This is a genomic window from Streptomyces sp. NPDC008137, from assembly GCF_042957035.1.
GTDB lineage: Bacteria > Actinomycetota > Actinomycetes > Streptomycetales > Streptomycetaceae > Streptomyces.
Genome location: NZ_JBIBHN010000012.1, coordinates 150,874 through 169,799, shown reverse-complemented (window position 1 = coordinate 169,799; position 18,926 = coordinate 150,874). Strand labels below are relative to the sequence as shown.

General features: G+C 72.3%; 14 protein-coding genes and 1 pseudogene. 3 read left to right on the top strand and 12 right to left on the bottom strand.

What is annotated here, in order from left to right:
- Positions 1 to 139: 139 nt before the first annotated feature.
- Together ACFZBT_RS21185 and ACFZBT_RS21180 are read left to right on the top strand one after the other, a co-directional pair.
- Positions 140 to 1,103 (top strand): annotated as a pseudogene (locus ACFZBT_RS21185) (HAMP domain-containing sensor histidine kinase).
- Positions 1,100 to 1,759, top strand: a complete 660-nt coding sequence (locus ACFZBT_RS21180; RefSeq protein ID WP_391105618.1) for a response regulator — start codon at positions 1,100 to 1,102, stop codon at positions 1,757 to 1,759. Before ACFZBT_RS21185 ends, ACFZBT_RS21180 begins: the two are co-directional and overlap by 4 nt.
- On the opposite strand, the gene ACFZBT_RS21175 is transcribed toward ACFZBT_RS21180, so the two are convergent.
- The 3 genes from ACFZBT_RS21175 to ACFZBT_RS21165 all read right to left on the bottom strand — a co-directional run bounded on the left by ACFZBT_RS21175 (position 1,726) and on the right by ACFZBT_RS21165 (position 6,023).
- Positions 1,726 to 3,027: a cation:proton antiporter gene (locus ACFZBT_RS21175; protein WP_391105616.1), complete on the bottom strand. Its 1,302-nt coding sequence runs from the start codon at positions 3,025 to 3,027 to the stop codon at positions 1,726 to 1,728. The genes ACFZBT_RS21180 and ACFZBT_RS21175 overlap by 34 nt on opposite strands.
- A 243-nt stretch (positions 3,028 to 3,270) precedes the next feature.
- Positions 3,271 to 4,734 (bottom strand): arabinose isomerase, encoded by a 1,464-nt coding sequence (locus ACFZBT_RS21170; protein WP_391105614.1) that lies wholly within the window; start codon positions 4,732 to 4,734, stop codon positions 3,271 to 3,273.
- A gap of 32 nt (positions 4,735 to 4,766) precedes the next feature.
- Positions 4,767 to 6,023, bottom strand: a complete 1,257-nt coding sequence (locus tag ACFZBT_RS21165) for an MFS transporter (RefSeq protein WP_391105612.1) — start codon at positions 6,021 to 6,023, stop codon at positions 4,767 to 4,769.
- A 207-nt stretch (positions 6,024 to 6,230) separates the two neighbouring features.
- Here ACFZBT_RS21165 and ACFZBT_RS21160 point away from each other — a divergent pair, with 207 nt between their 5' ends.
- Entirely contained in the window at positions 6,231 to 10,190 is a 3,960-nt protein-coding gene (locus ACFZBT_RS21160) for a glycosyl hydrolase (RefSeq protein WP_391105610.1), read from the top strand.
- Between the two features lie 195 nt (positions 10,191 to 10,385).
- Here the strand turns inward: ACFZBT_RS21160 and ACFZBT_RS21155 are convergent, their stop codons facing one another.
- From ACFZBT_RS21155 to ACFZBT_RS21115, 9 genes are all read right to left on the bottom strand, one after another.
- On the bottom strand, positions 10,386 to 11,408 hold the full coding sequence (locus tag ACFZBT_RS21155) for a substrate-binding domain-containing protein (RefSeq protein ID WP_391105608.1): 1,023 nt from the start codon (positions 11,406 to 11,408) through the stop codon (positions 10,386 to 10,388).
- 139 nt (positions 11,409 to 11,547) lie between these two features.
- The gene (locus tag ACFZBT_RS21150) at positions 11,548 to 12,315 is read right to left on the bottom strand and encodes a carbonic anhydrase (protein ID WP_391105605.1); all 768 of its coding nucleotides are present in this window, start codon (positions 12,313 to 12,315) and stop codon (positions 11,548 to 11,550) included.
- A 150-nt stretch (positions 12,316 to 12,465) separates the two neighbouring features.
- Positions 12,466 to 13,653, bottom strand: a complete 1,188-nt coding sequence (locus ACFZBT_RS21145; RefSeq protein WP_391105603.1) for an exo-alpha-sialidase — start codon at positions 13,651 to 13,653, stop codon at positions 12,466 to 12,468.
- Positions 13,650 to 14,441: an aldolase/citrate lyase family protein gene (locus ACFZBT_RS21140; RefSeq protein ID WP_391105601.1), complete on the bottom strand. Its 792-nt coding sequence runs from the start codon at positions 14,439 to 14,441 to the stop codon at positions 13,650 to 13,652. Before ACFZBT_RS21140 ends, ACFZBT_RS21145 begins: the two co-directional genes overlap by 4 nt.
- A gap of 30 nt (positions 14,442 to 14,471) precedes the next feature.
- Positions 14,472 to 15,452: an aldo/keto reductase gene (locus ACFZBT_RS21135; protein ID WP_391105599.1), complete on the bottom strand. Its 981-nt coding sequence runs from the start codon at positions 15,450 to 15,452 to the stop codon at positions 14,472 to 14,474.
- Positions 15,449 to 16,261, bottom strand: coding sequence for an ATP-binding cassette domain-containing protein (locus ACFZBT_RS21130; protein ID WP_391105597.1), 813 nt, complete (start codon positions 16,259 to 16,261; stop codon positions 15,449 to 15,451). Before ACFZBT_RS21130 ends, ACFZBT_RS21135 begins: the two co-directional genes overlap by 4 nt.
- Positions 16,258 to 17,082 carry an ATP-binding cassette domain-containing protein gene (locus ACFZBT_RS21125; protein ID WP_391105595.1) on the bottom strand — a complete coding sequence of 275 codons (825 nt, stop codon included), beginning with the start codon at positions 17,080 to 17,082 and terminating at the stop codon, positions 16,258 to 16,260. Before ACFZBT_RS21125 ends, ACFZBT_RS21130 begins: the two co-directional genes overlap by 4 nt.
- Entirely contained in the window at positions 17,079 to 17,993 is a 915-nt protein-coding gene (locus ACFZBT_RS21120; protein ID WP_391105593.1) for an ABC transporter permease subunit, read from the bottom strand. The genes ACFZBT_RS21125 and ACFZBT_RS21120 overlap by 4 nt, the downstream gene beginning before the upstream one ends.
- A 2-nt stretch (positions 17,994 to 17,995) precedes the next feature.
- Positions 17,996 to 18,925 carry an ABC transporter permease subunit gene (locus tag ACFZBT_RS21115; RefSeq protein ID WP_391105591.1) on the bottom strand — a complete coding sequence of 310 codons (930 nt, stop codon included), beginning with the start codon at positions 18,923 to 18,925 and terminating at the stop codon, positions 17,996 to 17,998.
- Position 18,926: the final 1 nt, after the last annotated feature.

Here is an 18,926-nt window from a genome sequence, read left to right as displayed (position 1 = left end):
TGGCCGCCCTGTACGAACGCCGTGCCGGAAGGCCGGTGTTCGCCCCGAGGATGGGTGGTGTCACGGATGGCGGCGGGGCCGGGCGGCGCACACGCTGGAGGGATGACGGAGGCTGACAGGTCGGTGGAGGCGGTACGCGGTGCCCTTGTTCTGGCGGATCTTCCTGCTGAACGCCCTCGTGCTGATCACGGCGACCGCGCTGCTGCCGGGGCCCGTGACCGTCTCCACGCCGGTGCTGCTCACCGAGGCCGCGGTACCGGCGGTCGGGCTGACCGCGATGCTCGTCGCCAACGCCCTGCTGCTGCGGGTCGGGCTCGCCCCGCTCCAGCGACTGACGCGGGCCATGACGACGGCCGACCCGCTGCGTCCGGGGCGGCGTCCGACGGTCGGCGGCCAGGCTGAGGTCGCCGAGCTGATCACGACGTTCAACACGATGCTCGACCGGCTGGAGGACGAGCGGGCCACGAGCAGCGCCCGGGTCCTGTCCGCCCAGGAGGCCGAGCGGCGCCGTATCGCCCGGGAGCTGCACGACGAGGTGGGTCAGACCCTCACGGCCGTTCTGCTCGAACTCGAGCGGGTGGCCGGTCATGCCCCGCTCGATCTCCTGGAGGAGCTGCGCCAGGTGCAGGAGACCACCCGGGCCGGTCTGGACGAGATCCGTCGTATCGCCCGCCGGCTACGCCCCGGGGTACTGGACGAACTCGGTCTGGCGAGTGCGCTGAGGTCCCTCGCAACCGACTTCGGCGGGCCCTGTCTGTCCGTACGGCACCGCCTGGACGCGGATCTGCCCCCGCTCGGCCCGGAGGCCGAGCTCGTCCTCTACCGGGTGGCGCAGGAGGGGCTCACCAATGTCGCCCGGCACGCGGATGCCCGGCACGCCGAGCTCGCTCTGCGGCGGACCGGGACGGGCGTGAAATTGCGCGTCCGCGACGACGGACGGGCACCGGCGACGCGCCCGAGGCGCGGGTATCCGCGGCGTGCGGGAACGTGCCCTGCTCGTCGGCGCCGACCTCAGCCTGGGCCCCGGCCCGGACCAGGGCACCGAAGTACGCCTGACCGTCCCCGTGCCCGTACGCGACCCCGACCGGAACGGCCGACCATGACAGACCCGTCCCCCGCCCGCATCCTGCTCGCCGACGACCATGCCCTGGTGCGGCGGGGTGTCCGGCTGATCCTTGACGCCGAACCCGATCTCACCGTGGTCGCCGAGGCGGACGACGGCGCCGAGGCCGTCGCCCTGGCCCGCGAGCACCGGCCCGACCTGGCCGTCCTCGACATCGCCATGCCCCGGCTGACGGGGCTCCAGGCCGCCCGGGAACTGTCCCGGACCTGCCCTGAGACGCGGATCCTCGTCCTGACCATGTACGACAACGAGCAGTTCTTCTTCGAGGCGCTCGCTGCCGGCGCCTCGGGCTATGTGCTCAAGTCCGTCGCGGACCGCGACCTGGTCGAGGCGTGCCGGGCCACCATGCGGGGCGAGCCCTTCCTGTATCCCGGTGCCGTCGACGCGCTCGTCCGCGACTACCTCGACCGGGTCCGGGAGGGCGGCGCACCGCCCTCCCGGACCATCACCGACCGTGAGGAGGAGATCCTCAAGCTCGTCGCCGAGGGGCACACCTCGCAGCAGATCGCCGAGCTTCTGGTCATCAGCCCCAGGACGGTGGAACGGCACCGTGCGAATCTGCTCCAGAAGCTCGGCCTGAAGGACCGTCTGGAGCTGACGCGCTACGCCATCCGCGTCGGGCTGATCGAGCCCTGAGACCCGGGCCCCGAGGCGGGCCGGGGAGCGGGTGGTGCGGTGTCGGCTGTGCCGGCCTGGGGTTCGATGCCGTGCGTCGGTGCCGTGCGGCCCGGCAGGAGGTCCTGGGCGGACCGGAGCGCGCGGGCGAGCAGGGAGGAGCGTCCGGCGGCGATGGGGCCGAGGACCGCGAGGACGAGGACGTACCCGGCGATGAACGGGGCGAGGCGCTCGTCGAGTCCGGCGCTGGCGGCCATGGCGGCCAGGATCAGCGCGAACTCCCCGCGGGCGACGAGGGTGGTGGCGATCTCGGCGGCGGGCTCGGTGCCGTAGCCGTAGACGCGGGCGACGAGCAGTCCGGCGATGATGTTCATGACGACGGTCAGCGCGGCGGCCGCGGCGACCGGGCCGACGACGGACAGGATGTCGCCGGGGTCGATGGAGAGTCCGAAGGCGAAGAAGAAGATCGCCGCGAAGGCGTCGCGCAGCGGATGCACCAGTTCCCGGATGCGCGGGCCGGAGGAGGTGCCGGCCAGGATCAGGCCGACCATGAACGCGCCGATGGCGTCGGCGACTCCGAGGACCTCGGCGACCCCCGCCACGAGGACGGCCGCGCCGAGGAAGGTGATGACGAGCAGTTCGCTGTCGCGGGTCGCGATCAGACGTCCGGCGAGCTTCGTGCCGTAGCGGGCCGCCGCGGCCAGGACCAGCAGGAAGCCGAAGGCCTTGCCGCCTTGCAGGACCATGTCCCCGACGCCCTGGGCGCCGCTGATGACCGGCTGGAGCGCGGCGAGGTACAGCGCGAGGAAGATGTCCTCGACGACGATGACGCCCAGGATGAGACGGGTCTCAGGGCGGCCGATGCGGCCCAGGTCGATGAGGATCTTGGTGACGATGGCGGACGAGGAGATCCCGAGGACACCGGCGAGCACCAGCGCCTCCCTCACGCCCCAGCCCAGGGCGAATCCGAAGGCCAGACCCGCGCCGACGTTGAGCAGCAGATAGATCCCGCCCGCCGTCAGCAGGCGCCGACCGCCGCTCTTGAGGTCGTCGAGGTGGAACTCAAGGCCCAGGTAGAACAGCAGCAGCACCAGTCCGAGCGCGGAGAGCATCTCGAAGTCGTGCGCGTCCTCGACGATGACCAGCCCCGGGGTGTGCGGGCCGAGCAGGATGCCCGCGAGCATGAACAGCGGAATCGTCGGGAGTCCGATCCTGCCGCCGAGGCGGGCGAGGAAGGCGGCGGCCAGGAAGGCGCCGCCCATGGCGAGGAGGCTGTCAGCGTGTCCCACGGGTCACCGCCTTCGTGGGAGCGCGGTGGGCGGATCGTTTCACCTTGCGGGGATGGATAGGGGCTCCTCCTTCGAGGGGGCTCTGATCGGGCGGCGTGGTCCGCCTCTCGGCGCATACCGAGGCCGCGGCCATGACAACCGGCACGAAAGCCTCGATGACGCCGCCAGCCTCACACGCACACCGATGGCGTCACCATCGGTGCCCGCACCCATCTCCGGGCGGGGACGACACCCATCTCCCCGTCAGACGCCCCGGTGCTCGATGCCCAGCAGGCTCGCCGCCGCCCGGAAGTCGGCCGCGTGATGGCCGACGGCGAGGGACCAGTGGTGGCCGACGCCGGTGGCGCTCCACGCGTCCACCCATTCGCCCGGATCGCGGCCGAAGTCGACGCGGCTGGTGGTGTTGCCGATCTCCAGCAGCGGTCCGGGGACGACGGTGCCCTCGGAGGTGATGAAGGACAGGCTGCCGTCGGCGTCCTGGCCGAGGCCGAGCAGGGTGACGGGCCCGTGCCGGACGTCGAACTCGACGCTCACGCCCCAGCCGCGTTTGCCGTGGTAGACGCCGAGTCCGCGCAGCAGCGGCTCGCGGGCGCTGACGGCGAGGTGGGCGGGTCCGTCGTGGCCCATCTCCACGACGCCGTCCTCGAAGTCGAGGGCCTGGATCTCGGTGAAGGAGCCGCCGGCGCCGACGCTCTGGGAGGCGAGCTGGGCGACGCTGGTGCGCAGTTCGTACTCGCCGGCCGCGGGGACGCCCCGGGCGGTGAGCAGGGAGGCGCCCAGGATCATGCCGGCGCCGAGGCGCTCGTGCAGTTCGCCGTCGAGGCCGCGGTGGTAGTAGGCGAGGGTGTCGAGCCCGAAGTCCTCGACGAGGCGGTCCAGAGCGACCGACACGGTCGCACCCCAGGCGAAGTCCTCGTCCGCCACGCTGTCGTCGAGGGTGAAGACCCGCCGGGCGAGCGCCATGCGCTCCTTCGTCTCCGCCTCGGTCACGCGCTCCACCCGGTGCCGCAGGTCGTCGAACTCCAGCACCTCCACATGAGAGCCGAACGTCGTGGCCAGCAGCGTCGGATCGGTCTGCACGTCGAGCATGCCGGGATAGAGGTGCCCCATCAGGCCGTGCCGGGCGTGCCGCAGCGCGGCGCGGATGTGCGCGGCCCTGATCCACTGCTCGATGCGCCGCCAGGCGGACTCCTGGCGCAGCCATCCCGAGACCGACCGGAAGGGGATGCCGGCGCGCCGGAAGACGTTGCCGACCTCGGGGACGGAGCACTGGGCGCAGTAGGCCAGCCAGTCACCGGTGTCGAAGGTCGCGTGGTTCATCCGCTCGCTCGGCTGGAGGTCGATGACGAGGACGGGAGTGTGCGAGCGCCGCGCGATCGGCAGCACCATCGACGACGTCAGATACGTCGTCAGGAACAGCACGATCAGATCGCAGTCGGCCCGGCGCAGCAGTTCGGCGGCCTCGGCGCCCTCCTGCGCGTCGGAGACGAATCCGGCGTCGGTCACCTCCGCGTCCATCCCCCGGAACCGCTCGGCGACATAGGCGGCCGACTCCTTGAGCTGCGGGAGGAGCCCCGGGAACTGCGGCCAGTAGGTGCCCAGTCCGCCCGCGACCAGTCCGATCCGGGTGCGGCGCCGGGCGACCGGCGGGAGCAGGTCGTGCAGGACGGCGTTCCCTGCGGCCTCGCGGTCCGCGGTCGTTGCCATGGTCGGTGCTCCTTGTCTGGGTCTGCTGCGGCTCAGGTGCTGGGAACGCGCAGGTCCGTGTCCTCGCGCACCGCACCGGAGGAGCGCGGCACCAGGACGCGGATGATGAACACGCCCGCGAACGCCGCCACCGTCATACAGGCGGTGATCGTCCAGAGCAGGACGGCCGGGCTGTGGTCGGCCAGGGCGGGGGTGAAGAACGCGGCGACCGCGAAGACGCCCCGCGACAGGGCGTAGGTCAGGCCCTGGGTGGTGCCCCGGGTGTCGGCGGGCAGCGTGAGCTGCGACCACACCTTGTAGTTCGCCTCCCCGGCGAAGGGGTTGGAAAGCTGGTAAAGGACGAAGAAGACGAGCATGCCGACGAGCGCGCCCGCGGTCAGCGACGCGATGACGAAGGCGAGGATCTGCACGACCGCGGCCACGTGAAACAGCCGGTCGCGCCAGGGGGTGTCCGCGAATCGCACGAAGGCGAAGGTCAGCAGCACCCCGATCGGGATGGCGGCCAGGTTGATTCCGGTGGCCAGGCTCTGTGACGCGTCGCTCACGGTGACGAGCAGATAGGTGCCGAACTGGCCGAAGGTGTTGGCCCCGAGGCCCCAGGTGACGTAGAAGACGAACGTCGCGGTCATCGGCAGCAGGGCGGCGCGCGTCCAGATGTTCTTCAGGGAGACACCCTGCGGTGCGGCGTCCGTCTCGGTCTCCGACGGCTCGTCGGGTAGCTTCAGCCGGGAGCGGTAGGCCCAGGTGACGAGCGCGGCGACGGCCAGTTGCCCGGTGATGAGCCGGGCCCCGGTCATGCCCGAGGTGGACAGGGCGAAGCCGAGGGCGATGGCGACGGCGATGCCCAGCATCCACATGACCTGGGTGAAGGCGACGAGCCTGCCCCGGGCCCAGGAGGGCGCGGCGTCCGAGACCACGGCCAGGGACGTCGGCAGGTCGGCGCCGGCCGCGAGCCCCGCGACGAGGACACCGATCAGCAGCGTGATGTCGTCCGGGGCCAGCGTGATGACGATCGCGCCGAGGGCGAAGCAGAAGATGTCCCAGTTGTAGACGCGGCGCCGGCCGAAGAGGTCGGCGAGCCGTCCGCCGACCAGGGACCCGACGGCGATGCAGCCGGTGACGATCGCGCTGATCGCACCGGCCATCCACACGCCCATGTCGTAACTGTCGCGGTAGATGGCCAGGTTGACGGAGATGCTGACGATCAGCCCGGCATCGAGATAGGAGGCCATGCCCGACAGGGCGGCGGCCTTCCAGAGCTGTTTCGGGATGGGGCGGGTACCGGCCATGCTGCGACTCCGTCGTCTGGTGACATCGCGGTTCCGGGGGCCTGGTCGCAGCGAATATAGGGCGAGAAAAACGTTGCAACAAGATGTCGCGCGCGAATGCGTGACATGACGTCAGCCTCGCCGCCACCTGGCGCGGTATGGCGTCACCGCGCCAGGTCCCCTACGGTGAAAGTGGCCTAAAAACGTTTCAGGGGAAGGACCGTGTCCGTGCTCTCCCCCGCACTCCGACGCCTGTTCGACGACCCGCCCCGCGACTTCGGCCCCACTCCCCTGTGGTGGTGGTCGGGTGCGAAGGTCACCCGCGAGCGCCTGGCCTGGCAGCTGCGGGCGTTCGCGCAGGGCGGTGTCCACAACCTCGTCGTGATCAACTTGGCCCCGGCCGGCCCGACGTTCGGTGCCCGGGCCGACGATCCGGCGTGGTTCGGCGAGGAGTGGTGGGCGCGCTTCACCGACGCCTGCGAGTTCGCCGCGGAACTGGGCACGCGCCTGTGGTTCTACGACCAGATCGGGTTCTCGGGCGCCAATGTGCAGGGCGGTGTGACACGGCGTCATCCCGAGGCGGCCGGCCGTGCGCTGCGCTTTCATGACGTCACCGTCGCCTGGGGCACGGTCGCCGTCAGCGATGCCGAGACCCCGCTGGCGGCGTACACCCGGCAGGGCCGGCGCCTGGATCTGGCCACGGACGGTGCCGGCCGGGTGGGTGTTGCCGCCGACGACGGCACCGAGGTGCGGCTCGTCACCACCGTCCTCACGGCGTTCGACTACCTCGACCCGCGCGCCGTGGGCCTGCTGATGGACACCGTCCACCACGAGTACGACCGCCGAGTGCCCGAGTACCTGGGCACCGTCATCGCGGGCAGCTTCCAGGACGAACTGCCGGGCACGAACGCGTGGAGCCACAGCTTCGCCGACGAGTTCCGCGCCCGGCGCGGCTACGACCTGCTCGACCACCTGCCGGCCCTGTTCGGAACGAACGCCACCCTGTCCGATGGAAAGATCCGCGCCGACTACTACGCGGTCCGCGCTGACCTCACCGAGGAGGCCCTGTTCCGGCCACTCTCCGACTGGCACCGCGAGCGCGGCCTGCTGCTCGGCAGCGACCAGAGCCACCCGGCCCGCGCGGGCTACCCGGCGCAGTCGACGCAGATCTACACCGACTACTTCCGGACCCACCGCTGGTACAGCGCCGCCGGCAGCGACCACCACGGTGACGCCAAGGTGCACTCCTCCCTGGCCCACCTCTACGGCCACGAGCGGGTGTGGATCGAGGCGTTCCACTCCTCCGGCTGGGGCGGCACGCTGGAGGACACCTACCACTGGCTGCTGCCGTTCCTGCGCAGCGGCGCCAATCTGTACAACCCGCACGCCAGTTACTTCGGCACGGCGGGCGGCTGGTTCGAGTGGGCGCCGCCGTCGACCGACTGGCGCCAGCCCTACTGGAAGCAGTACGCGGCGTTCTCCCGGGCCGTGGCCCGGATCTGCTCGATCATGTCCTGGGGGAGCTACGCGGCCGACGTGGCGGTCCTTCACCCGACGGCGACCATGCGGGCGCTCATCCCGCTGGACGCGCCGGTCCGGCACTTCGGCGACGGCCGGCTGGGCGACGGCCATGCCGACGCCGACGAGACGCAGCGCCACTACCTGGACCTGTGCGGCACGAACAACTGGCTCGCCCCGCACGTCGGCAGCCTGGACCGGCACGGGATCTCCTTCGACGTCGTCGACGACGACTCGGTCCAGCGCGCCAAGGCCACCGACGGCGCCCTGCGCATCAGGGACCTGGCGTACCGGGCGGTGCTGCTGCCCTCGGCGAGCGTGCTGGAGGAGGAGACGGCGCGACGGCTGGCCGAACTGCTCGACGCGGGTGGGCGGGTCGTGGTCGTGGGGCGCCCGCCCGGGACGGCCGCGGGCAGGTCCGGTGACGACGCGGTGGTGGCGGCCCTGCTGGCCCATCCGCGGCTGGAGCGGGTGCCTGACCCGGAGGCCGGTGCGGCGGCGGTGGCAGGCGCGGCCGGGTACGCCACCGGTGAGGTGCCGCTGCTCGTCAGGCGGCAGGGGAACGAGGCGGTGGCACTGGTCACGGCGGCCTTTCCGGAGATCGGCGCGCATCCGCTGCGGCCCGGCGCCTCCCCGGAGGGCCTCGCCGTCGGCACGTCGTCCGTCATCGTGCGGGCCGAGGTCGCCGAGGCCGAGGTCTGGAATCCGGCGACCGGCTCCCGTCATCCCGCGCGCGTCACCGTGTCCGACTCCGCCGACGGCGCCGTCTCGACGATCGAGGTGCCGCTGGACGGCGCACCCGCGGCCCTGGTCGTCTGGCGTGAGGGCCGCGCGGCACCGACGGCGCCGGTACGGGAGTCGCCCGGCCGGGTGCTCGACCTCTCGACGGGCTGGCACGGCCGGCTGGTGCCCACCCTGGACAACACCTGGGGCGATCTGGCGCTGCCCCCGGGCACGTCCGTCGACGAGCCGCAGATCTGGACCATGGAGTGGACCGAGGGCGCCGTGTGGGAGTTGGCCCGGGCTACGTACGGCAACCGGGTGCGTGTCCTGGCCCCGCTGCCCCTCGGCCAGGTGCCCGAGCCGCTGGACGCCGAGCGCGCGGAACAGGTCCTGGCCGGCGAGCTGGCTCTCGTACCGCCGGACGCGGGCTGGGACGTGGCCGTGTACTCGTCGAGCCGGGGCATCCCGGATCCGGGCGGGCTGCTGGGCCTCAAGGGTCTGGTGAACGAGGAGTTCGTCCGCGTGCCCGTGCCGGTCGGCACGACGGCGGCCCGGGTCCGGACGATCGTGGAGACCGATCACCGGGGGCCCGCCGAACTGCATGTCGGCGCGGAGGCCCGCAAGCGCGTGTGGTGGAACGGCGAGCTGCTGGACCCGGACGGCGCGGGGTACGTGGCGTCAGCCCCGATCACGGTGGCCCGGGCCCGGAACGTGCTCGAGTACGAACTGTCCGAGGCCCAGGGCTGTCCCTCGACGATCTCGGCCGAGGACGGCACACCGCTGGGCAGCTTCTTCTGCCTGACCGGGACGGGCGGGCTCGGGCCGCGTCCGCGGTTCATGCGCCCGCCGGAGGGCGTGCGGCCGGAGGGCCGGGTGACGTACCGCGCGCGGCTGCGGGTCCCGGGTGAGGACGCGCGGGCGGTGCTCGTGGTGGGTGCCGCCTCGTCGGTCACCGTCCTGCTCGACGGCGACGTCGTGGCGCGGCAGGAGAAGGTGGAGTACTACGAGGCGGACTGGGGCGCCGTGCCGCAGTTCTTCCGCCACGAACCGGTGCTCGGGACGGGCGAGCACACCCTGGAGGTCGTGTCCGACAGCACCGATGCCCGGGACGCGGTGTTCGTCGACCTGGTGGTGCGGTCCGGGGCCGGGGTGACTGCCCTGGTCAGCGGCGCCGGCTGGGAGGCCGGGACGGGCGGGTGGCGGGGGCGGACCGTCGAGGACGAGCGCAGGCGTGGCGAGCTGCGGCACTGTCACGCCGGTGTCCGGCCGCACCCGCTGCCGGACACCGGCTGGCTCACCGGTCGGCCGGTGCTCGCGGGCACCGTCTGGCCGTCACGATGCACGGACGACGTCCACGCGGCCCCGCAGCGCTTCCGGTTCACCGTGCCGGCGGGCACGGTGTCGCTCGACCTGCCGCTGGCGCTTCCCGCGAGCGTGCGGGTCGGGGACGGGCCTGAATCGCCCCTGGACGGCCATCGGCTGACACTGCGCCAACCACTTCCGTCGCCCACGCCGGTCGAGGTGGTCACCGGGCCGACGGCGGTCCAGCGGGGCGGCTCCGCCTGGCGCGGGCCGGTGCGCGTGCGGACCGTACCGGCGCCGCTGCCGCTCGGTGACTGGCGTGAGCTGGGGCTGGGGAGTTGGAGCGGCGGCGTGACGTACGCGCGTGCGGTTCAGGTGCCGCCGGGGCCCGATCCCGTCCTGGATCTCGGGCGGGTGCTGGGCAGTGTGGAGGTGTCGGTCGACGGAGAGTTCGTGGGCGAGGCGTTCTGCGCGCCGTACCGGTTCCCGTTGCGGGGTGCCGCCGGGCGTACCGTCCGGGTGGAGGTGACCGTCCGGGGCACGCTGGCGCCCTATCTCGCGGAGGCCACACCGACGGCCTGGGCGTTCGAATCCCAGCTGTCGTCAGGGCTGCTGGGGCCGGTGACGCTGCGGATACCGGCTTAGGGGTACTTTCACTATGCGCGCCCGGGTCGCGCGGCCTGGCACCGCACCTCGCCGCGTTGCCGAAAAGCCCAGGTAGCTCCTCCCCCACTCTCGGCTGCGCTCGAGCGGGGGCACCCCCGTCCAGGGCTCTCCGGCGCCTCGCGATGCACGGCACCAGACCACGCGCCCTGATCGGACGCTCATAGGGAAGACCCCTTAGAGGGCCTCCGTGAGCGCTCGGGTGGAGTCCCGCAGGACGAGGCCGGGGGCGAAGACGCGGGTCTCGTGGAGGTGGTCGGCGCGGGCCTCGACCTCGTCGAGCAGCATCTCCACGGCCGCCCGGCCGAGGTCTTCCACCGGCTGCCGGACCGTCGTCAGGGTCGTCGCCCCGAAGCTCGCGACGTCGAGGTCGCCGTAGCCGACCACCTGCACGTCCTCGGGGACGCGCACGCCCCGCTCGGTCAGGCCCCGGCACAGGCCGGCCGCGAGGAAGTCGTTGGTGCAGAAGACCCCGTCGGGCAGGTGCTCCAGTTCGCGCGCGATCTGTGTGCCGTACGCGACGGTCATCCGCTCGGCGACGACCTGGTCCAGCCGTGCCTCGCGCCGGCTGCGGACGGCCTGCCGGGCGCCCTGGTAGCGGTCGGCGCACTGGCGTATGCCGCGTTCGCCGTTGACGACGAGGATGTCGCGCGCCCCGCTGTCGAGGAGGTGCTGTACGGCGATACGGCCGCCCGCGATGTCGTCGACGGAGACCGAGCAGCCCTCCCGGTCGGGCATCGCCCGGTCGGCCAGGACCAGCGGGATGCCCCGCTCACGCAGCCGGGCAAGACGCCCCGGGGCGGCGCTGAGCGGCACGACGACCACGCCGACGGCCCGCTGCTCGACGAGCATGCTGAAGTAGCCCTGCTCCCGCTCCGGGGCGTCGCCGCTGTGGCAGAGGACGAGGGAGTAGCCGTGGTCGTAGGCCGCGTCGGCCGCGCCACGTGCGATGCGCGCGTAGAAGGAGTTGGTCACGTCCGGCAGCACGAGCCCGATGGCGGAGGAGTGGCCGGTGCGCAGGCCCGCCGCTCCCGGGTGGGGGACGTAGTCGAGTTCGGCGACCGCGACGCGGACGCGCTCGGCGGTCCGTGCGGTGACGCGCTCCGGACGGTTGAGCACGTTCGACACCGTGGACACCGAGACGCCGGCGGCGGCCGCGACGTCCTGGATGCGGGCGGGGCGTGCCGGAACGGCGTCCACCCCCTCGCTGTTGCGGCCGTGCGACCAGGCACGACGGCGGCCTCCATGAGCGCCGCAAGTATAACGTGACCGGGCGTGGAACGTTTTTCCCCGCCCGGTCTCCGTTGTCTCCCGACCAGGTCCCGGAGCAGGCTCCGGATCAGGCGGAGGGGGCGCCGGTGAGGACCTCCACCCGGCCGGTGTCGAGCGAGTAGTAGGCGCTGACGACGGCCAGGTCGCCCTTCTTCACCATCGGGGCGAGGTCCTTGTTGGAGCGCAGGCCGGCGGCGGTCTGATCGATGTGGACACGGGTCATGGCGTCGACCGGGTCGGCGTGCTCGCCCTTGGCCGTCTCCTCGTAGGCGGGCTCCAGGGCGTCGGCGATCGACTGCAGGTTGCCGGGCAGTTCCTTGCCGTCGCGCAGCGCCTCGTAGGCCGCCTTCACGGCGCCGCAGCGCTGGTGGCCGAGGACCACGATGAGCGGGGTGCCGGATGTCATCGGCCCGTACTCCACGGAACCGACGACGACCGGTCCCACGACCTGTCCGCCCGTGCGCATCACGAAGAGGTCGCCGAGCCCGGTGTCGAAGAGCAGCTCCGGCGGCACGCGGGAGTCGATGCACGACAGGATCACGCCGTAGGGCTTCTGCTCCTGGGCGACGAACTCGCGGCGCTTCGGGTCGCGGTCGGGGTGCTCGAGGCTGCCGTCCACCCAGCGCTTGTTGCCGTCCATCAGCCGGGAGAACGCCGCCCACGGCGAGTCCGGCCGGGCGGCGGCCGCGGGCGAAGGGGAAGTGCTCGCGGCCGCCGCCGTCCCCTTGGCCGTGGAGTCCGTCTTCGACGAACAGGCGGTGAGCAGAGCTGCGGTGGTGGCGGCCAGCCCACCGGTGAGTATGGCCCTGCGCTGTGGTGTTCCGGCGGTACCCATGTAGCTGTCCCCTATGGTCGCCGCTCCCCTGGTGGGAGCCGGTGATGCCACTGTCCCGGGAGGCCGGTCAGCGCCCGTACAGCGCCGATGCAGCGCAGGGGAAGGGCTGATCCAAAACGCGGAGCGCACCGAGAGCCGGACCCTCGGTGATCAGGCCGGGAACTCCCGCTTCAGCCAGTCGCCGTCCAAGCGGATGTGTTGGATGGTGCGCCGGTGGTGGGTGTAGGCGATGTGGAGGGCGCCGTCCGGTGTCTGGGCGAGCGAGGGGTAGGACAGCTCGCGGTTGAGTCCGTCGCGGGAGTTGTTGGTCAGGCAGTGGCCGTCGCCGGTCTCGAGGTCGTGGCGCGACGGCCACGTGCGTCCGCCGTCCGGGGAGAGGGCCAGGGAGAGCGGGGCGCGGGGGGCGCCCCAGAACGCGTCGCCCGTGGGGGCGGTTGCCGAGGGTACCGAGGGTGTCCCCGCCACTCCCCCGTCGTCGATCTCGTCGTACAGCGAGACCCTGCGCGCGACGGCGTCGGCCGCGCTGCTGTGGTTGTAGACCAGGGCGGGCCTGCCGTCGGCCAGCACGGTGTACTGGATCGAGGAGTTGTTGTTCGGCAGGTCCAAGGCGCGCGGTTCGCTCCATGTCTCGCCGCCGTCCGACGACACGCTGCTGTGCACGGCGTCCGCGCGGCGGCTGCGGAAGAGGGCCAGGAGTGAACCGTCGGGCAGCGGGCGGATGTTCATGTGGACGAGGCCGGTGCTGCCCGGGACGGGGCGTTCGCGCCAGGTGCGTCCGCCGTCGTCGCTGATCATGACGGAGCTGGTGTCCCGGTCGCCCGACCAGGCGGCGCCGGGCGTGGCCACACAGCGGAATACGGGGAGCAACAGCCTCTCTCCGGACGGCACTTGGACGACCGGCTGGCGTACGAACACGCCGCCCTGCTCGGTGGCCGGGAACAGGACACGTGCCGGGCCCCAGGTGGCGCCCTCGTCGTGGCTGACGCGCAGCCGGACCTCGGCCGTGTCCTGGTGGCCGGCTCGTTGTGCGGTGTGCAGGAGCCAGAGCTCGCCCGAGGGGGCGGGGAACAGGAGCGGGTTCTGCTCGGAGCGGGTGTCGTCGGCGGAGAGCCGCACGGGTAGGGACCAGGTGTCGGCGCCTTGGGCGAGGCGGGAGAACCACACCGAGATGTCGGCGACGCCTTCCTGGGTGCCGCCGAACCAGACACATCCCAGGTCGCCGCTGGGCAGGACGGTGAGGTTGGCGGCGTGGTTCTGCACGGCGGGGGCGGCCAGGTGGGTCTCGGCGCGGCCCGGCTGGTCGGGGTGGGGGCGCACGATGCCGTCGGGGGTGGTCATCGGGCCTCGCCCGTCTGACGTGCGGCGGTCAGATGGCCGGCGGCCGCCTGTTCCAGGTGGATGAGGTCGCAGGCCACGGTGGCGAAGGTGTAGCCCTGGGCGAGGCGGCGGGCCGCGCTCGCGCCGTCGGGGTTGTGGATGCCCGCGGCGATGCCGGCTGCCTCGGCCGCCTTGCTGATGCGGGTCAGGGCCTGCTCGAACTCCTCCTGTACGGAGGGGTCGGTGGAGGTGGCTCCGCCGAGGGCGAGGCGCAGGTCGGAGGGGCCGACGTAGATGCCGTCGAGGCCGTCGGTGGCGCAGATGGCTTCGACATCGGCGAGTCCGTCGGCGGTTTCGATCATGGCGAGGACCGCGGTCTGGGCGTGGGTGTCGGCGGGGTCGGGACCGATGCGGAGCTGGGCGCGCATGGGTCCGTAGGAACGGCGGCCCAGCGGGGGGTAGCGGACGGCGGCGACGGCGTCGGCCGCGTCCTGGGCGTTGTCGATCAGCGGGACGATGACGGCGCTCGCGCCCGCGTCCAGCGCCTTGCCGATGTACGTGAGGTCGTTGGCCTCGACGCGCACCATGCCGACGGCGGTGCTGCCCTTGGTGTCGGTGGCCAGGAGGTTGTTGAGCATGCCCTGGTAGCCGAAGAGGCCGTGCTGGGCGTCGAAGGCGAGGTAGTCGTAACCGAGGCGGGCCAGGCGTTCGGCGGCGACGGGTGAGTCGAGCAGGGACCAGTAGCCGATGAGCTGTTCGCGGGTGCGCAGGGCGGTGGTGAACTCGGCTGGAGTGCGGCCGGTTGCCATGAAGGATCTCCGTAGCGTCTCGGGGCGTGGTCAGCGGTTGTAGGCGGGCATCGGGCCGCGCAGGCGGGCGCCGACCTCGTCGCAGGCCGCGGTGACATCGGCCGGAAGCGGGCCCTCGGCTGCTGCCGTGATGTTGGCGAGCAGGTGCTCGGTCTTGGAGCCGCCCAGCAGCAGTGCGTCGGTGGAGGGGCGGTCCAGCAGCCAGCGCAGGGCGAGGGCGGTGAGCGGCAGGCCCGCGTCGGAGGCGATGCGGGTGAGGTCGGTGACGGCCCGGAACAGGTCCTCGTTCCAGTAGCGCTGCCGGTACATCGCGGCCAGCTTGGAGTCGCCGAAACGGCCGCTGGCCGGGGCCTGTTCGAAGGTGTGACGGCCGGTCAGCAGACCGCCGCCGAGCGGGTTGTAGACCATGGTGCGCAGGCCCGTCACGGCCGCGTACTCGGCGTACTCCTCCTCGATACGGCGGGCCAGGAGGTTGTGCAGCTGCTGGGCGACGACCGGGTGCGGGGCGCCCACCTCGTCGGCCGTGCGGGTGAGTTCGGAGATCTGCCAGGCCGCGTAGTTGGACACGCCAAGGGCGCCGATCTTCCCCTCGGCGACGAACTCGGCGACGGTCGCCAGGGTTTCGGCCAGCGGCGTCGCACGGTCCGGCTGATGCAGATAGAACAGGTCGACACGGTCGGTCCCGAGCCGCTTCAGACTGCCGTCCAGCGCGGCGCGCAGACCGGCGGGTGACAGCGGCGCGTGATCACCCTGGTCGGGATGCGGGATACCCGCCTTGGTGGCCAGCACGATCCGCTCCCGGCGGCCCGGCAGCAACTCCCCCAGCAGTCGCTCGCTCTCACCGCCCGCGTAACCGTTGGCCGTGTCCACGCCCGTGACGCCCGCGTCCAGCGCGGCGTCCAGCATCGACGCGGCCGACGAGCGGTCGACGGTGTCACCGAAGGTCATGGTGCCGAGCACCAGCCGCGAGAGCGGGACGGTGGTGTTCGGCAAGGTGAGGCCGGTGGTCACGAGGAACTTCCTTCCAGTACGCGGCGGGGTTTCACGCCGTGGATGGCGGTCGGGTCGAGTGCGGCGCGGCGCAGGGCGCGGGTGTAGGGGTCGGACGGAGCGGCGAGGACGGTCTCGGTCCGCCCCGCCTCGACCACACGGCCGGCCCGCATCACCACGACGTCCGTGCTCATCTCGCGCACCACGCCCAGGTTGTGCGCGATGACGAGGTAGGCGATGCCGGTCTCCTCCTGCAACTCCCTGAGGAGCGCGAGCACCTGGGCCTGCACGGAGACGTCGAGCGCGGAGGTCGCCTCGTCGCAGACCAGCAGGTCGGGCCGGGAGGCGAGGGCGCGGGCGATGCCGATGCGCTGCCGCTGGCCGCCGGAGAAGTCGGCCGGGCGGCGTTCCAGGGCGGACGGGGGCAGGCCGACCTGGTCGAGCAGCTCGGCGGCACGGCGGGACCGTTCGCCGCGGTCGGACACACCGCCGAGGCGCAGCGGCTCGGCCACGATCTGCTGGGCGGTCAGATGGGGGTCGAGGGAGCCGTAGGGGTCCTGGAAGACCATCTGGACGCGGCGCCTGAGCGGTCGCAGTCTCCGCTCCGGGAGGGTGGCGATGTCCGTACCGTCGAGGACGATACGGCCGGACCGTGGGGTGAGCAGCCGGACCAGGGCACGGGCGAGGGTCGACTTGCCGCAGCCGGACTCGCCGACGACCGCGAGCGAGCCGCCCTTGTCGAGCTGGAAGCCGACCTGGTCGACGGCACGGAACGGGCCGTTCGGGGTCGGGTATTCGACGACCAGGTCCTCTACGGACAACAGAGTCATGTGGCGGCTCCCGGTACGACGGACTCGTCCCAGGTGCCCAGCCGGGGCACTGCGGCGAGGAGGGCTCGGGTGTAGGGCTCGGCCGGCTTGTCGACGATCTGCTCGGCCGGCCCCGACTCGACGAACCGGCCGTCCTTCATGACGTGGATGCGGTCGGAGACCAGCCGGGCCACGCCCAGGTCGTGCGTGATCATCAGCACGCCGATGCCGGTGCGTTCCTGGAGTTCCATCAGCAGGTCCAGGACGCTGGCCTGCACGGTCGCGTCGAGGGCGGAGGTGGGTTCGTCGGCGACCAGCAGTTCCGGATCGCCGGCCAGGGCGATGGCGATGAGGATGCGTTGCAGCATGCCGCCGGAGAACTGGTGCGGGTAGGACTTCCAGCGGGTCTCTGGGCGCGTGATGCGCACCTGGGCGAGCAGCTCGACGCCCTTCTCGCGGGCCTGGGCCCTGGACAGTTCGGGGTGGCGCAGGCGGATCGCCTCGCCGAGCTGCCGGCCGATGGTGTGGACGGGGCTGAGGGCGGTCATCGGGTCCTGCGGGATCAGGGACGCCGTCCGGCCGCGTACCGCGCATGCCGCGCCGGGGTCGGCGACGACGTCCCGGCCGCCGACGCGGACGCTTCCGGACAGCACGGCCAGTCCCTCCGGCAGCAGCCGCAGTACGCCCATCGCGGTGGTCGACTTGCCGGATCCGGACTCGCCGATGAGGGTCACGGTCTCGCCGCGGCCGACGGTGAAGCTGACGCCGTCGACGGCCCGGACGACGCCGTGCGCGGTGATGAGTTCGATCTGGAGGTCGTTCACTTCCAGCAGCGGTGTCATGCTCCCGCTCCCTTCCGGCGGCGGGTGCGGTCCCGCAGTCCGTCGCCCAGCAGGTTGACCCCGACGACGAGGAGGGCGATGACCAGGCCGGGCAGGGTGACCAGCCACCACGAGGTGGTGATGTAGGCCTGGCCGTCGGAGATGATCCGGCCCCAGGTGGCGAAGGGCCGCTGCGGTCCGGCGCCGAGGAAGCTCAGCGCGCTCTCCAGCAGCACGGCCTGGGCCAGCAGCAACAGTACGACGAGGCTCACCGGCCGTACGACGTTGGGCACCACGTGCCGGGTGAGGATCTGCCAGCCGCGCAGGCCCAGCACGCGGGCGGCGGCGACGTACGGTTTCTCGCGCTCGACCAGGACGAGGGAGCGGGTCAGCCGCGCCACCTCGGGCCACTGCGCGACGGCGATCACACAGGTGATGACGGTGACGGAGGGCCCGAAGAGGGCTACGACGAGCAGCAGCATCATCAGCAGGGGCAGGGCGAGCTGGGCCTCCAGGAAGCGGGAGACGAGCGCGTCGACCCAGCCGCCGAAGAAGCCCGCGGCCGATCCGGCGAGGATGCCGATCAGCCCGGACACCAGGACCGCGAGGACGCCGACCGACAGGGAAACCTGGCCGCCGTGCAGGATGCGCGACAGCAGGTCGCGGCCGAGCTGGTCGGTGCCGAGCAGATGTCCCGCGCTGAGCGGTGGCAGCCTTCGCTCCGAGAGGTCCTGGGCGTTGGCCTCCGGCAGGGGCAGCAGGCTCGCCAGGGCGACGGGCAGAACGACCAGGGCCGTGCACACGGACCCGGCCCAGATCTTGAAGCGTGAGCCGCGCCGCTGCCGGGTCGCGGTGGCCCGGGCGAGGTCGCGGGCGGTGACGGCGCTGGGCCGCTCGGCGCCGGCGGCCGGGGTGGAGATGACACCGGCCATGGTCAGGCCGCCTTTCCGAGTCGTACGCGCGGATCGAACAGCGGGTAGGCGAGGTCGACGAGAAGCTGGACGAGGATCGCGAGGGTGGCCGTGACGAGGACGGTGGCCTGGATGAGCGGGTAGTCGCGCGTTTCCAGGGCGCGGACGACGAGTGAGCCGACGCCCGGCCAGCCGAAGACGACCTCGACGACCACGACACCGTTGAGCAGGGCCGCGAAGCGGGTGCCCAGGGCGGTGACGAGCGGCACGGCGGAGTTGCGCAGGCCGTACTGCCAGGTCAGGGTGCGTTCGGAGACCCCGCGGGAGCGGGCGACCGTGGTGTAGGGGGCGGCGAGCGCGGTGCTCATCTCGCGGCGCACCAGGCGTGAGATCAGGGCGAGCTGGAGGACGGCCACGGTCACCGTGGGCAGGATCAGGCCGCTCCAGGTGGTGAAGCCGGAGGCGGGCAGTACCGGGAGCAGTACCGCGAAGACGGTCAGCAGCATCACGCCGGTCCAGAAGTCCGGCATCGACTGCCCGGTGATCGTCAGGACGTTGGCACCCAGCTCCCGCTTGGTGTCGGCGCGCCGGGCCATCCACACGCCGAGCGGTACGGCGACGACGGTGGTGACCGCGATGGCGGAGACCGCGAGGGTGATGGTGTACGGCAGCCGGTCCATGACCACCTGGAACGCGGAGGCGTGGAAGGAGTAGCTGGTGCCGAGGTTCCCGGTGCACAGGTCCCGCAGGAAGATCCCGTACTGGACGACGAGCGGTTCGTCGAGGCCGAACTGGGCGCGGATGCGGGCGAGGTCGGCGGCCGTGGCGCTCGGCGCGGCGTAGGCGGCGGCCGGGTCGCCTGGGGCCAGGCGCAGCAGCAGGAAGACCGTGGTGAGGGTGAGGAAGACGGCCAGCAGGCTCTGGCCGATACGGCGGGCGAGGTAGGTGGCCACG